General features: G+C 73.7%; 14 protein-coding genes and 3 tRNA genes. 9 read left to right on the top strand and 8 right to left on the bottom strand.

All coding sequences use genetic code 11. From position 1 onward, the window contains the following. Positions 1-12: 12 nt before the first annotated feature. On the top strand, positions 13-951 hold the full coding sequence (locus WHI96_RS21855) for a hypothetical protein (RefSeq protein ID WP_345654801.1): 939 nt from the start codon (positions 13-15) through the stop codon (positions 949-951). On the opposite strand, the gene WHI96_RS21850 is transcribed toward WHI96_RS21855, so the two are convergent. From WHI96_RS21850 to WHI96_RS21825, 6 genes are all read right to left on the bottom strand, one after another. Further along, positions 935-1879, bottom strand: coding sequence for an MBL fold metallo-hydrolase (locus tag WHI96_RS21850; RefSeq protein WP_345654799.1), 945 nt, complete (start codon positions 1877-1879; stop codon positions 935-937). The genes WHI96_RS21855 and WHI96_RS21850 overlap by 17 nt on opposite strands. An 83-nt stretch (positions 1880-1962) precedes the next feature. Continuing rightward, a tRNA-Phe gene (locus tag WHI96_RS21845) sits at positions 1963-2036 on the bottom strand. Between the two features lie 36 nt (positions 2037-2072). Beyond that, positions 2073-2146, bottom strand: a tRNA-Asp gene (locus tag WHI96_RS21840). Between the two features lie 40 nt (positions 2147-2186). Next, a tRNA-Glu gene (locus WHI96_RS21835) sits at positions 2187-2259 on the bottom strand. Positions 2260-2379: 120 nt separating this feature from the next. Next, positions 2380-2598, bottom strand: a complete 219-nt coding sequence (locus WHI96_RS21830; protein ID WP_062399816.1) for a hypothetical protein — start codon at positions 2596-2598, stop codon at positions 2380-2382. A gap of 186 nt (positions 2599-2784) precedes the next feature. Then, the gene (locus WHI96_RS21825) at positions 2785-4074 is read right to left on the bottom strand and encodes a GDSL-type esterase/lipase family protein (RefSeq protein WP_349302436.1); all 1290 of its coding nucleotides are present in this window, start codon (positions 4072-4074) and stop codon (positions 2785-2787) included. Positions 4075-4335: 261 nt separating this feature from the next. Between WHI96_RS21825 and WHI96_RS21820 the strand changes: the two genes are divergently transcribed. From WHI96_RS21820 to WHI96_RS21790, 7 genes are all read left to right on the top strand, one after another. Then, on the top strand, positions 4336-6225 hold the full coding sequence (locus WHI96_RS21820; RefSeq protein ID WP_345654794.1) for a propionyl-CoA synthetase: 1890 nt from the start codon (positions 4336-4338) through the stop codon (positions 6223-6225). A 148-nt stretch (positions 6226-6373) separates the two neighbouring features. Further along, a complete protein-coding gene (locus tag WHI96_RS21815; RefSeq protein ID WP_345654791.1) occupies positions 6374-6631 on the top strand; it encodes a hypothetical protein in 258 nt (85 codons plus the stop codon). A 95-nt stretch (positions 6632-6726) separates the two neighbouring features. Beyond that, entirely contained in the window at positions 6727-6918 is a 192-nt protein-coding gene (locus tag WHI96_RS21810) for a ferredoxin (RefSeq protein ID WP_062399810.1), read from the top strand. Between the two features lie 96 nt (positions 6919-7014). Continuing rightward, entirely contained in the window at positions 7015-8640 is a 1626-nt protein-coding gene (locus WHI96_RS21805; RefSeq protein WP_345654788.1) for an acyl--CoA ligase family protein, read from the top strand. Positions 8641-8665: 25 nt separating this feature from the next. Then, a complete protein-coding gene (locus tag WHI96_RS21800; RefSeq protein ID WP_345654786.1) occupies positions 8666-9442 on the top strand; it encodes an MFS transporter in 777 nt (258 codons plus the stop codon). A 46-nt stretch (positions 9443-9488) separates the two neighbouring features. Then, positions 9489-10460: an ATP-binding cassette domain-containing protein gene (locus WHI96_RS21795; RefSeq protein WP_345654783.1), complete on the top strand. Its 972-nt coding sequence runs from the start codon at positions 9489-9491 to the stop codon at positions 10458-10460. Then, positions 10457-11275, top strand: coding sequence for an ABC transporter permease (locus WHI96_RS21790; protein WP_374203828.1), 819 nt, complete (start codon positions 10457-10459; stop codon positions 11273-11275). Before WHI96_RS21795 ends, WHI96_RS21790 begins: the two co-directional genes overlap by 4 nt. A 251-nt stretch (positions 11276-11526) precedes the next feature. Here the strand turns inward: WHI96_RS21790 and WHI96_RS21785 are convergent, their stop codons facing one another. Together WHI96_RS21785 and WHI96_RS21780 are read right to left on the bottom strand one after the other, a co-directional pair. Next, entirely contained in the window at positions 11527-12573 is a 1047-nt protein-coding gene (locus tag WHI96_RS21785) for an MmpS family transport accessory protein (protein WP_345654780.1), read from the bottom strand. Between the two features lie 105 nt (positions 12574-12678). Beyond that, positions 12679-12978, bottom strand: a complete 300-nt coding sequence (locus WHI96_RS21780; RefSeq protein ID WP_345654777.1) for a hypothetical protein — start codon at positions 12976-12978, stop codon at positions 12679-12681. Positions 12979-13065: 87 nt separating this feature from the next. On the opposite strand from WHI96_RS21780, the gene WHI96_RS21775 reads away from it, so the two are divergent. Continuing rightward, positions 13066-13896 (top strand): serine hydrolase domain-containing protein, encoded by an 831-nt coding sequence (locus WHI96_RS21775; RefSeq protein WP_345654774.1) that lies wholly within the window; start codon positions 13066-13068, stop codon positions 13894-13896. Positions 13897-14076 lie beyond the last annotated feature (180 nt).

The raw sequence follows: 14076 nt of genomic DNA, 5'->3' as shown, positions 1-14076 counted from the left end.
TACAGTATCCGCATGGGAACCATCGTCGCGCGGCACCGTCCGTTGATGATAGTCGGCCTCGTCTGCGCCGCGGCCGTCCCGCTCGGCGTCCTGGGCACCCTCGTCGACCCGCGCGAGGTGCTCGGCGCGCCGGTGTGGCTCAAGCCCACCAAGTTCGCCGTCTCCATCGCCATCTTCTGTGTGACCTGGGCCTGGCTGTACGACCAGCTGCGCGCCCGGCGCGGCCGGGCCCGCGGCGCGTTCCTCGCGGGCACGGTCGCGGCGGTGGCCCTGGCGGTGGAGATCGTCGTCATCGCCGTCCAGGCCGGGCGCGGCACGACCAGCCACTTCAACAACACCTCCCGGCTCGACGCGAGCCTGTGGACCGCCATGGGTGTGTCGATCGCCTTCGCCTGGCTGGCGACGCTGTGGATCGCCGCCGGCCTGTTCGCGGTGCGCGACCTCGACCCCGCCCGCACGGTCGCGATCCGGGCCGGTGCGGTCCTCGCGCTGGCCGGGATGGCCCTCGGGTTCCTGATGACGGCACCGACCCCGGACCAGCTCGCGGACTTCCGCGGGATCGCCGGGGCGCACACCGTCGGCCTCCCCGACGGCGGCCCCGGCCTGCCCCTGGTCGGCTGGAGCACGCTGGGCGGCGACCTGCGCGTCCCGCACTTCGTCGGGATGCACGCGCTGCAGCTGCTGCCGCTGCTGCTGATCGTGTTCGAGCTGGCCGCCGGACGGGTGGCCCGGCTGGCCGATCCCCGGGTGCGCCGCGACCTGATGACGACGGCCGCCGCCGGCTACACCGGCCTGCTCGCGCTGCTGACCTGGCAGGCCCTGCGCGGGCAGCCGCTCGTCGCCCCGGACGTGCTCACCGTCGCTGCGGCCGGGGTGCTGACGGTCCTGGTGGTGGCCGGTGCCGTCGTCGCACTGCGGGAGGGGCGACCGGCGCTCACGCCAGGCAGGTGAGTGGGCGGCCGCCGTTGTACTCGACCATCTCGGCGAGCGCCGCCATGATGTCGATCGGCGCACCGCGCTCGGCACCGTCGAGCTCGGCGTGGGCGCGGTGCAGGTTCCCGACGATGCGCTCGGCGTCCGACCAGTCGGTGAACCGGCCGAGGTCGGTGTCACGGGCGGCCTCCAGCGGGCGGATACCGGCGTCGCGGGCGCGCTCGGCCAGGTCGAGGACGAACCGCAGGTAGTCGAGCGTGTCCCGGACCGGCCCGTCGCCCTGGAACACCGGCCCGTGGCCGGGCACCGTCGTCGCGGCCCCGAGCGGGAGCACCACCTGCTCCAGGACGTCGATCGCGCCGGTCACCGATCCCATCAGCAGGAACGGCGTGCCGCCGTTGAAGACCAGGTCACCGCAGTAGAGGACCGACCGGTCGGGCACGTGCACGACGACGTCGTCGATGGTGTGGGCGGGCGTCCCGACGTGGAGGACGTCGGCCCGCAGGTCCCCCAGGTGCAGCGCGATGCGGTCGGTGAAGGTGAGGAACGGCGGGTCCAGCGGGAGCGAGCCCCAGTCGCCGTGGTCCCAGAACGGCAGGTCCCGGGGCGGGCCGAAGGCGATCATCTCGGCGCGCGCCCGCTCGTGCGCGACGACCGTCGCGCCGGAGAACAGGGCGTTGCCCCAGGTGTGGTCGCCGTGGTGGTGGGTGTTGACGAGCGTGCGGACCGGCCGGTCGGTGGCCTCGCCGATCGCGGCCGCGAAGGCCCGGGTCCGGCGCTCGGTGGAACAGGAGTCGACGGCGACGGCCCCCTGCGGCCCGACGAGCAGGCCCGCGTTGTTGATCCACCAGGTGCCGTCCGGCTGGACGTAGGCGTAGAGCCCGTCGGAGATCTCCTCCAGCCGGGGCGGGCCGGGAGCGGTGATGTCGTGCGGGTGGGTGCTCATCGGCCGATCATGACCGGAGGCGACCCCGGACGCACGAGAGCCGGTCGGTGGCTGCCGGCCGGCTCTGCGGGGGATCAGGACTGTGGCCAGGGGCGGGGTCGAACCGCCGACCTTCCGCTTTTCAGGCGGACGCTCGTACCAACTGAGCTACCTGGCCCCGGCCTCCGGTGAACCGGAGATCCAGAGAGTGGAGCGACCCAGACGGGACTCGAACCCGCGACCTTCGCCGTGACAGGGCGACGCGCTAACCAACTGCGCCACTGGGCCTTGCTCTCGCGAGAGCCATCGTATCCGATACCTCTCCCGGTACCCCCAACGGGATTCGAACCCGCGCTGCCGCCTTGAAAGGGCGGAGTCCTAGGCCGCTAGACGATGGGGGCTGGGACCAGGCCCGAGGGCCTCGACCTTCCCTCAACGGCTGTCCGTTGGGAGTGAGGAAACCTTACGACACCGCTCCGCGGGACCCTGCAACCACCCCCCGGTTCCGGCGTCGCCGCAGGTCAGCGCGCCACGGGTGGCGGCTGTTCCGGGTTGCCGGAGATCAGTCCCAGCATGTCGAGCAGCTCGCGCAGGTCCTCGGAGTCGTCCGAGTTCCGGGCCACGACGAGCCGGGCGCGCTGCACCTGGTCGTCGGAGACCTTGAAGGCGTCGGCCGCGTTCCGCGGCGCCGGAATGGAGCTGGTGTCGTCGTCGATGCCGCGCTTCGCGCCGATGGTCACGAGGCCTCCCCGTAGGCCGCCAGGACCTGCTCCGGGCCCGTCCGTGGGACGCGCCGCGTGCCGGTGTCCGTCGGTACCGCCACGTGCTGTGGCCGTGACCAAGACGTTACCCATCGTGCGGGGACCCCGCACGCCCCTTCCCGGGTGACGACCGGTCACCCAGCGCTGTGCGGGGACGGGTGCGGCTCAGCGATCCGGCGAGACCCGGCAGGGACTGCCGGACAGCTCCCCGACCGGCACCGATGCCGCCAGCGCCCGGTACCCGGCGGGCGACGGGTGGAGCCCGTCGCCGGAGTCCAGGTCGGGACGGAGCCGGCGCGGGTCACCCGGGTCGCCCAGCGCGGCGGCCGCGTCGATCACCCCGTCGGCCCAGCGGCGGCCGTCCGAACGGAGCCAGCCGTTCACCTCGTCCCGGGCCGCGACGGCCGTCGGGGTGGCGCGACCGCCACTGGCCGACGGCGGGATGGTGGTGAGGAACACGCGCAGCCCCGCGGCGCGGGCCCGCTGGGCGAAGCCCTGCAGCCCGGCGACGAGGTCGCCGCCGGCCGCGCCGGCGGCGAGGTCGTTGGTGCCGACGAGCAGCACCACGTCGCGCACGCCGGGGACGGCGGCCACGTCGTCGTCCCAGCGGGTCGACGGCGCGTCACCGCCGGCCGGCGGGTCGTCCTGCAGCAGCTGGTTGCGCGACAGCCCCGCGTTCAGCACCGTCATCGGCCGGTCGCCGCCCGCCGCGGACAGCCGGGCGGCGAGCTGGTCGGGGAAACGGTCGTCGCCGCCGGGGGTGGACCCCACACCGTCGACGAGGGAGTCCCCGATCGCGAGCACGACGCCGTCCGGGCGGGGCGCCAGGACCTCCAGACCGGTCAGCACCGGCCAGGACTGCAGGGTCGTGTCGAAACCCGCCGCGTCCGGTGCCGCGGTGCGGTCCCCCGGCCCGGACAGCCACGCGGTGCGCATCGCGACCGGGTGCGAGCCGATCGTGCGCGGCACCTCGGCGAGGAACAGGCTCACCGTCAGCGGCACGCCTGCCGCGGCGGCGACCGGTGCGGGATCGGTCAGCACCTCGGCGCCCGCCGGGATCTCGGCCGCGGGGGCTCCGCCGACGGTCAGCGGGACCGGCCGGGCCACCGCGGCGCCCGGGCCGGCGGTGCCGACGGTCATCGCCGCGACCCGCAGCGGCCCGTCGCCGTGCCGGTTGGACAACCGCAGCCGCAGCTGCTCCCCCGCCGCGCCGGGCCGCACCACCATCCGCAACGTCCGGCCGGCGAGGCTGTCGCCGGGCACGGCCTGCTGCGCGGCGTGCCAGGCGGCCGTCCAGCCGGGGGTGCACGTCGTCGCCGCGGCCGCCGCCGGGACGACCGACGGAACCGGGGCGCAGCCCGCGGCCACGAGCCCGGCGAGCAGCGTCCCGAGCACCGCCGCACCGGCGGGACCCCGCCGCCCACGCCACCGGACCGCACCGTCGTCGGGCCGCACCGGCACCGCCTCCCGTCCGCGTGCCCGCCCGCGGATCGGACGGGTCCCCCACGCGCTGTGTCGGGCCGTCACCCGATCACGTTACGGATCTGCCCGGTCACACTGCGACGATCGGCGCATCGTCGTCGACGAACGGCCCGTCTCTTCGGAGCGGTCGCCCACGCGAGGGCTGCACACTGTCGGTGTCACCTCCTAGGGTCGTCGGCGACACGAGGGGCGGCCACCGTGGGCCGCCGGGATCGCCAGGGGAAGAGGACGACGGTGACCGCCTACGAGGAGATCTTCCGTTCCAGTGTGGACGACCGTGAGGGCTTCTGGCTCCGCGCGGCCGACGGAATCGACTGGGACGTCGCACCGACCCGCGCACTCGACGAGTCGAACCCGCCGTTCTACCGCTGGTTCCCCGACGGCGAGCTGAACGTCGCGCACAACGCGCTCGACCGGCACGTCGACGCCGGGAACGGCGAGCGCACCGCCCTGGTGTACGACTCGCCGGTCACCGGGTCGCGGCGCTCCTACACCTACGCGGAGCTGCGCGACGAGGTCGCGCTGTTCGCGGGCGTGCTGCGCGACCAGGGCGTCGGCCACGGCGACCGGGTCGTCGTCTACATGCCGATGGTGCCCGAGGCCGCGATCGCGATGCTCGCCTGCGCCCGCCTCGGCGCCGTCCACTCGGTGGTCTTCGGCGGGTTCGCCGCCAAGGAGCTCGCCGTCCGGATCGACGACGCCGGGCCCAAGGTCGTCGTCTCGGCGTCCTGCGGCATCGAGGGCAAGCGCGTCATCGAGTACAAGCCGCTGCTCGACCGGGCGATCGAGCTGTCGGACCGCAAGCCCGCGTCCACGGTGATCCTGCAGCGCGAGCAGGCCACCGCGCAGCTGGGCCCGACCGACGTCGACTGGGCCGAGGCCGTCGCCCGCGCCACGCCTGCCGACCCGGTCCCGGTGAAGGCCACCGACCCGCTCTACGTGCTCTACACCTCCGGCACCACCGGCAAGCCGAAGGGCGTGGTGCGCGACTCGGGCGGCTACGCCGTCGCCCTGGCCTGGTCGATGCCCAACATCTACGACGTCGGCCCCGGCGAGACGATCTTCACCGCGTCCGACGTCGGCTGGGTCGTGGGCCATTCCTACATCGTCTACGCGCCGCTGCTGGCCGGGGCGACGACCGTGCTCTACGAGGGCAAGCCGGTCGGGACGCCGGACGCCGGTCAGTTCTGGCGGGTCGTCCAGGAGAACGGCGTGAAGTCGGTCTTCACCGCGCCCACGGCGTTCCGGGCGATCAAGAAGGAGGACCCGAAGGGCGAGTTCCTCGGGCAGTACGACGTCTCGTCGCTGAAGTACCTCTTCCTCGCCGGCGAGCGCCTCGACCCCGAGACCCACCGCTGGGCCTCGGACCTGCTCGGCATCCCCGTCATCGACCACTGGTGGCAGACCGAGACCGGCTGGCCGATCGCGGCCAACCCGGCGGGCATCGAGCTGCTGGAGATCAAGCCCGGATCCCCGACCCGTGCCATGCCCGGCTGGGACGTCCAGGTCCTCGACGAGCGGGGCAGGCCGGTCGAACCCGGTGTCGACGGCGCGATCGTGGCGAAGCTGCCGCTGCCGCCCGGCGCCTTCCCCACCCTGTGGAACGACGACGGGCGCTACGTCAGCTCCTACATGTCGGCGTTCGAGGGCTACTACCTCACCGGCGACGGCGGCCACCTCGACGCCGACGGCTACGTCTTCGTCATGGGCCGCACCGACGACGTGATCAACGTCGCGGGCCACCGCCTGTCCACCGGCGGGATGGAGGAGGTCCTGGCCTCGCACCCGGACATCGCGGAGTGCGCGGTGATCGGCGTCGCGGACACCATGAAGGGTCAGATCCCGCGCGGGTTCGTGGTGCTGAAGTCCGGCGTCGACAGCGATGCCGAGGGCTACGAGGACGGGCTGCGCGCCGAGCTCGTGCAGATGGTGCGCGACCAGATCGGCGCGGTCGCCTCGCTCAAGGACGTCGCGGTCGTCCCGGCCCTGCCCAAGACCCGCTCCGGCAAGATCCTCCGCAAGACGATGCGCGGGATCGCCGACGGCGTCGAGGAGCCGGTGCCCTCCACCATCGACGACGCGTCGGTGCTGGACACCCTCCGTCCGGTGCTGCGCAGGGAGTGAACCCCCTCCATCGGGTGGTCCGGACGCGTCCCGCTTGACCCGGATCACCCGATGGCGGTAACGGCGGGCGGCCGTGTCCCGATGGTTGGTCGACGGCCGCTGCTGCTCCCCGGCATCCCCCGCGCGGTCGTCGACGTGGAGGTGTGCCGTGGACCCGGCGCGACTGCGACTCGCGGCACTGGCCGCCCCGGTGGCGCTCGGCGCCCTGCTCGGCGTCGCCGCGATGCTCGAACCCGACGAGGTGCGCCTGCCCGCGGTCGGCAGCATCCCGGTCACCACCCGGGCGACGACCGCGATCCTCACCGGGATACCGCACACCACCCCGCCGCCGACGCCCGTGCAGGCCCGCGCGAACCCCGCGCCGCAGCCGCTGCCGACCGCTGCCCAGCCCCGCGACAGCCGCTGACCTGCAGCCTTTCCGAGCGGGGAAGGGAAGCATAACCGCAGGTCAGGGAGCCCTCAGTCCTGCGGCGTCGTCCCGGCGGGGGCACCATGGGTGCCATGAAGGTCATCGTGGATTTCGACCGCTGCGAGAGCAACGCGGTCTGCATGGGTGTCGCGCCGGAGGTCTTCGAGGTGCGCGACGACGACTACCTCTACATCCTCGACGAGAACCCGGCCGAGTCGCTGCGGCCGAAGGTCGAGGAGGCGGCACGGAGCTGCCCCAAGGCCGCCATCACGATCGAGGGCTGAGCCCGGGGCCGAGGCTCCGCGGGCGTGGGTTGCCGGGTACTCCCCGCGGCGAGCAGGATCGCGGCGACGAGTGCACCGCCTGAGAAGGAGCCGACCGTGACACAGGGCGCGACGACCGACGTCTGGACCACCCCGCTCACCCCGCTGGCCTTCCTGGGCCGATCGGCCGAGGTGTTCGCGGAGTCCACGGCGATCGTCTACGGCGACCGCAGGCACACCTACGCCGAGTTCGCGGCGGAGGCGACCCGGGTGGCGAACGCACTCGCCGCGTCGGGCGTCGGACCCGGTGACCGGGTCGCCTACCTGCTGCCGAACGTCCCGGAGATGCTCGTCGCGCACTTCGCGGTGCCGCTCGCGGGCGCGGTCCTGGTCGCGATCAACACGCGGTTGTCGACCGAGGAGGTCCGCTACATCCTGGACCACTCCGCGGCGACGGTGCTGGTCGTCGACGCCGTCCTGTACAAGAAGGTCCGCCCGGTCGCCGACGAGCTGACCACGGTCCGCGAGATCGTCACCGTCGTCGACCCGGCGGCGCCCGGCGACGGCGACGGCTCCGGGACGAGCTACGCCGACCTGCTCGCCCGCGGCTCGGACGACCCGCGGCCCTGGGCCGTCGACGACGAGCGCGCCACCATCACGATCAACTACACCTCGGGGACGACCGGCAACCCGAAGGGCGTCGAGTACCACCACCGCGGTGCGTACCTGAACTCCTTCGGCGAGATCGTCCACTCCGGGCACACCGCGGACAGCGTCTACCTGTGGACGCTGCCGATGTTCCACTGCAACGGCTGGTGCACCCCGTGGGCGGTGACGGCGATCGGCGGCACCCACGTCTGCCTGCGCGAGGTCCGCGGCGACACCATCTGGCGGCTCATCGGCGAGCACGGCGTCACCCACCTCAACGGCGCCCCGACCGTCGTCACGACGATCATGAACGCGGCCGAGGCCGTCACCCTGGACTACCGGCTGGTGATCACCACGGCGGGGGCGCCGCCGTCGCCGACCACGATCCTGCAGATGGAGCGGATGGGGTTCCGGATCGTGCACGTGTACGGGCTCACCGAGACCTACGGGCCGTACGCGGTGAACCAGTACCAGCACGCCTGGGACGACCTCGACGCCGAGGAACGCGCCCGGCTCCAGGCCCGCCAGGGCGTCGGCATGGTGTGCGCGGACCGGGTGCGGGTCGTCGACGAGCAGATGGCCGACGTCCCCCGCGACGGCGCCACGATGGGCGAGATCGTGATGCGCGGCAACAACGTCATGAAGGGCTACCACCGCGACCCCGAGAAGACGGCCGAGGCGTTCCGCGGCGGCTGGTTCCACTCCGGGGACCTGGGCGTCGTGCACCCCGACGGCTACGTCGAGCTGCGCGACCGCGCCAAGGACGTGGTGATCTCCGGTGGGGAGAACATCTCCACCGTCGAGGTCGAGCAGGCCGTCGTGTCTCACGACGCGGTCCTCGAAGCCGCCGTCGTCGGCGTGCCGGACGAGAAGTGGGGCGAGGTCTGCAAGGCCTTCGCCGTGCTCAAGCCCGGCCGGTCCGCCGATCCGCAGGAGCTCATCGACCACGTCAAGACGAGGATCGCCCGCTACAAGGCGCCCAAGTACGTCGAGGTCGTCGACGAGCTGCCCAAGACCTCCACCGGCAAGGTGCAGAAGTTCGAGCTGCGTGAGAAGGAATGGGCAGGTCGCGGGGACTCCCGCATCCAGGGATGACCCCTATCGGTGAGCGTTGCTGAACGTGAGCATCGCAACCGAACCGGGCACGACGGACACCGCGTCGCCGTCCGCCTTCCGCGTCGCGACCGGTGCGGTGGTGGCCCTGGCCGCGCTGTTCGCGTGCCCGCGCACCGACGCCCGTCCGGCGGCACGCGCAGGGAAGGGCGACCGGGCGACGGCCGCGCTCGCGGTGATCGGCGCGGCCTCCGGGCTCGCCGCCGGGACGGCCACCGCGCTCGGCATCTTCCTGGTCGCCTCGGCGGTGGACCGCGGGATCGACCCCGGCACGGCCGGGCTGATGCTGACCCTCGGCAGCGTCGTCGGGCTGTCGGTGCGGATGCTGCACGGGTGGCTGGCCGACTTCCGAGAGCAGGCTCGCCGGAACGAGTACCAGCACCGCTCGGGCGGCCACGTCGCCGTCGTCGCGGCGAGCCTCGCCGCGGGCGCCGGCGGGTTCCTGCTGCTCGCCGTGCCCGGGACGCCCGCGCTGGTCGTCGGGGTGGTGCTGGCGTTCGGGCTGGGCTGGGCGTGGCCGGGTCTGCTGCAGTTCGCCGTGGTGCGGCTCAACCCGTCCGCCCCGGCCGCGGCGACGTCGATCGTGCAGGTTTGTGTCTACGCCGGCGGTTTCGCCGGACCGATCGCCTTCGGCTCGCTCGCCACCCACGCGGGCTTCCCGACCGCGTGGACGGTCAACGCCGTCGCGATGCTGGTGTCGGCGGCGTTGATGCTGGTCGGGCGACGGATGCTGGTCGCGCACGCGCGTCGCCGAGCGGAAACAGGGCCGGAACTGTCGGGGTGATAGGGCACAGTGGCGTCCGCTCAGGCCTTTCGAGGGGGACATCACGATGCCGGACGCGATCCGCGCCACGGGACTGGTCAAGACCTACGGGTCGCTGCGGGCACTGGACGGGGTGGACCTGTCGGTGCCGGAGGGGACGGTGCTGGGCCTGTTGGGCCCGAACGGCGCCGGGAAGACCACGGTCGTCCGGGTGCTGACCACACTGCTGACGCCGGACGCGGGCGAGGCCACCGTCGCCGGCGTGGACGTGCTGGCCGACCCCGCCGCGGTGCGGAGCCGGATCGGCCTGTCCGGGCAGTACGCGGCGGTCGACGAGTACCTGACGGGCTTCGAGAACCTGGAGATGGTCGGGCGGCTCTACCACCTGGGGCGCCGCCGGGCCCGGGAGCGGGCCCGTGAGCTGCTGGCCGACTTCGGCCTGACCGACGCCGCGGACCGTCCGGCCCGGACCTACTCCGGCGGGATGCGCCGCCGGCTCGACCTGGCCGGGGCGCTCGTCGCCGACCCGCCGGTGCTGCTGCTCGACGAGCCGACCACCGGGCTGGACCCGCGTAGCCGCAACGACCTGTGGGACGTGATCCGCGGGCTCGTCGCGCGCGGGACGACGCTGCTGCTCACCACCCAGTACCTGGAGGAGGCCGACGCGCTGGCCGACGAGATCGTGGTCATCGACCACGGCCGGGTCATCGCCCGCGGCACCGCGGACGAGCTGAAGTCCCAGGTCGGCGGTGAACGCCTCGAGGTGACCGTCAGCGCGGGCGCGGACCTCGACGCGACCGCGGCGGACCTGGCCCCGCTCGGCGTCGGCGAGGCCGTGCTCGACCGGCACCGGCGTTCGCTGACCATGCCGGTCAGCGGCGGGGTCGACGTGCTGCGTGCCGCGCTGGACCGGCTCGCCGACTCCGGCACCAAGGTCGACGACGCGGGGCTGCGCCGCCCGACGCTCGACGACGTCTTCCTCACCCTGACCGGGCGCCCCGCCGACGAGGCGGACCAGGCCGAGGAGCCGACCCCGTGAACGCCGCCGCCACCATGCTCGCCGACGCCTCCGTCGTCGCGAAGCGCAACCTGATCAAGATCAAGCGGGTGCCGGACCTGCTGGTCTTCACGACCCTGTCCCCGATCATGTTCGTGCTGCTGTTCGCCTACGTCTTCGGCGGCGCGATCGACCCGACCGGCGGTGGGGCCGGGTACCGCGAGTTCCTGATGGCCGGGATCTTCGCGCAGACCGTCATCTTCGGGGCCACGAACACCGGAGCCGGGCTCGCCGAGGACGTCAAGAAGGGCATCATCGAGCGGTTCCGCTCGCTGCCGATGTCGTCGTCGGCGGTGCTGACCGGCCGGACCCTGTCCGACGTGGTGAACAACCTGATCGTGCTGGTCGTGATGTCGCTGACCGGGCTGCTGGTCGGCTGGCGCATCCACACCTCGGTCGGCGAGGCGCTCGCCGGGTTCGCGGTGCTGATCGTGTTCGCCTACGCGTTCTCGTGGGTGATGGCGTTCGTCGGGCTGCTGGTGCCGAGCCCGGAGGTCGTGAACAACGCGTCGTTCATCGTGATCTTCCCGGTGACGTTCCTGGCGAACACCTTCGTGCCGCTGAACTCGCTGCCGGGGCCGCTGCGGGTGTTCGCCGAGTGGAACCCGGTGTCGGCGGTCACCGCGGCCGCGCGGACCCTGTTCGGCAACGACGGCGCGATCCCGGCGTCGGCGTCCGCCTCCGACGCCTGGCCGCTGCAGCACCCGGTGCTCTACGTGCTGATCTGGTCGGTCGTGATCGTCGCGGTGTTCGCACCGCTGGCGAGCCGGCAGTACCGGCGGGCCGCGAGCCGCTGACCCCGCTGCCGCCGGTGCTGCTGCTGCCGGACCCGTCGAAGCGGCGACCGGCCTCGATCCAGTTGGGCCGCCGCTGCTGGGCGTGCCGGCCCCGGCGGTGGGGCCGGCGGTCTGACCTCGGACGTGGGGAGGCCCTCCCCGGGCGTCCCCGGGGAGGGCCTCGTCGTCCGTCGGGACGCTCGTCGTGCGTGACCACTCCGGCGACTGCGCGGGCGCGTCGCCGTGGAGCGTCCCGGCGTACGGGTGGTGGGTCAGCTGCCGCTGCAGCTCACGACGGCGTAGGGACCCGAGCTGGTCGAGGAGGTGAGCTCCTCGCCGTTGCGCAGGATGCGGCAGGTGATCTCGCCGTTCCCGCCGGACCCGGACTGGGCCACCAGCGACAGCGGCTGGACGGTGAAGACACCGCTGTCGAAGGTGACCTCCTTGGTCCAGGGCAGCGAGGTCCCGTTGACCTGCTCCATGCCCATCTTGTCGTCCTTGACGTAGGTGATGTTCCCGGCGGTGCCGGACCCGGTGACCTCGTAGGTGATCACGTCGCCGCCGGTGGACGCGGCGGGGGCCGACGCGACGGCGTCGGACTCGGGCGCGGTCACGGCCGGCGCGGCCGGGGCCGCCGTCGGCGGGGTCGTCGGCAGGCCGGAGACCGCCGCGGCGACGACCGAGGCGTAGGCGATGCAGATGACCAGGCCGATCGCCGAGAGCACGGTGCCCGCGATCGCGACGCCGCGGTTGTCCGCGCGGCCCCTGCTCGCCCGGACGACACCGAGCACACCGAACAGCAGGCCCAGGAGCACCAGCGGCCAGGCGATCATCCCGATGATCGGGATGAAGGAGAACAGCAGGCCCAGGATGCCGAGCACCAGCGCGGTGACGCCGAAGCCGTTGCGCGGCGCGCCGGCCGGTGCGACGACGGGGGCCGCCGTGCGCTGCTGCGGGACGCCGGCCCGCTGGGCCGCGCTCGGCCAGGGCTGCGCGCCGGCGGCCTGCTGCCGGGGGCCGCGGTCCTGCTGCGGCAGCCCACCGGGGTTGGTGCGGCCGAAGGGCGGCCCGCCGAAGGGGACCTCGGGGTGGCCGTCGTAGTACGGGTTCGGGTACCCGCCGGAGTGCTGCGGCCGGGGCTGGTGGTGCGGCGCCCAGCCCTGCGGAGCGGCGCCGCGCGGGTCCTGCGCGTACTGCTGCTGGTGGCGGCCGGGGCCCTGGGGCCCCGGGTTCTGCTGCGGGACGCGGTGCGGGCCGGACTGCTGCTGCGGCGGGCCGGAGAGGTCCGGGGCGCCGTGGCGGTTCTGCGGAGTGGTCACGTCACGGCTGTCGCGGCGACGACGGCCCGCGTATCAGCCGACCCACGCTTATCAACAAATGTGAGGACAGGTCCGTTCAGCCGTGCAGGTACTGGACCGAACAGGTCAGTCGAGGCGGCCGGGCAGTGCGCGGACGCCGGTCGGTGCGTGGACCTTCGCGTCGTCGTCGAACGGCGGGTGGCGCCATCCCGACGTGCCGACCAGCGCCGTTCCGCTCACCTGCCGCCGACCAGCCCGCGCAGCGCCGCGGCGGCCGCGACCGATCCCGCGACGGTCGTAGGTGAGCACCCGGTGGGTCACGGCCGGCTCGTCGACGAGCATCCGCGCCGCGCCCGCCTCGGACGCACCGCCCTGGATCAGCAGCAGCGGCGGTCCCGAGCCGGTCACCTCGTGGTGCAGGGGCACGCGTCCTCCCGGGGCGGTCTCGGGGCGACCGGGCAGCCGACCGTTTGCCAGGATGGACGTCATGCGTACCCGACCGCACCTCGCGTCGTGACCGATCTCGCCCCGGCGGTGCGCCGGGTCCTGGACTGGCCGGTCGACCACGTGGGCGCCGCCGTCGTCGCCGCGGACGGCACGGTCCTCGCCACCGCGGGCGACACCGACCGCGAGTTCGGGCTGGCCTCGGTGACCAAGCTGCTCTCGGCCTACGCGGCACTCGTCGCGGTCGAGGAGGGCGCCGTCGACTGGGACGACGCGGCCGGCCCGGACGGCGCGACCGTGCGGCACCTGATCGCGCACACCTCGGGCCTGGCGTTCGACACCGACGAGGTCAAGGCCGCCCCCGGTGAGAAGCGGATCTACTCCAACACCGGCTTCGCGGTGCTCGCCGAGACCATCGCGGCCGCCACCGGCATCGGGTTCGCCGAGTACCTGCACGAGGCCGTCTGCACCCCGCTCGGGATGGGGCACACCCGGCTGGAGGGCTCCGCGGGCGCCGGTGCCGTGTCGACCGTCGACGACCTGGCGCGCTTCGCCGCGGAGCTGCAGGCCCCGCAGCTGCTGGACCCGCGGACCGTCGCCGAGGCGACCACGGTCGCCTACCCCGGCCTCGACGGGCTCCTGCCGGGCTACGGCCGGCAGAAGCCGAACGACTGGGGCCTCGGCCTGGAGATCCGCGACGGCAAGTCCCCGCACTGGACCGGGGAGGGCTCGTCGCCGCGGGCCTTCGGGCACTTCGGCCAGTCCGGCACCTTCCTGTGGGTCGACCCGGACGCGGGCGCCGCGGCCGTCGTGCTGACCGACCGGGACTTCGGGCCGTGGGCGATCGAGGCGTGGACGCCGTGGACGGACGGGGTGCTGGCGGCGCTGCCCCGCCCCTGACCTGCGACGGGAGCGCGCCCGGAGAAATCCCGGGTGGCCGGGAATGATCCCGGCCCCCCGCCCGTTGGAACGACTGTCCGAGCCGGGCGAACCGAGTCCCCGGGCCGCAATAGACAACCGCCGCCGTGGAATTCCGTTCGGCTGGAGCCGCGGTGCGCCACTCGCCGCGAGGCGACCGGC

Source organism: Pseudonocardia tropica, assembly GCF_040105315.1.
Classification (GTDB): domain Bacteria; phylum Actinomycetota; class Actinomycetes; order Mycobacteriales; family Pseudonocardiaceae; genus Pseudonocardia; species Pseudonocardia alni.
This window is presented reverse-complemented; position numbering and strand designations above follow the sequence as displayed.

Coding starts and splice junctions, on each gene's coding strand:
- WHI96_RS21795 (WP_345654783.1), top strand. CDS start 9,489: ATGCCGGACGCGATCCGCGCCACGGGACTGGTCAAGACCTACGGGTCG.
- WHI96_RS21850 (WP_345654799.1), bottom strand. CDS start 1,879: ATGAGCACCCACCCGCACGACATCACCGCTCCCGGCCCGCCCCGGCTG.
- WHI96_RS21855 (WP_345654801.1), top strand. CDS start 13: ATGGGAACCATCGTCGCGCGGCACCGTCCGTTGATGATAGTCGGCCTC.
- WHI96_RS21810 (WP_062399810.1), top strand. CDS start 6,727: ATGAAGGTCATCGTGGATTTCGACCGCTGCGAGAGCAACGCGGTCTGC.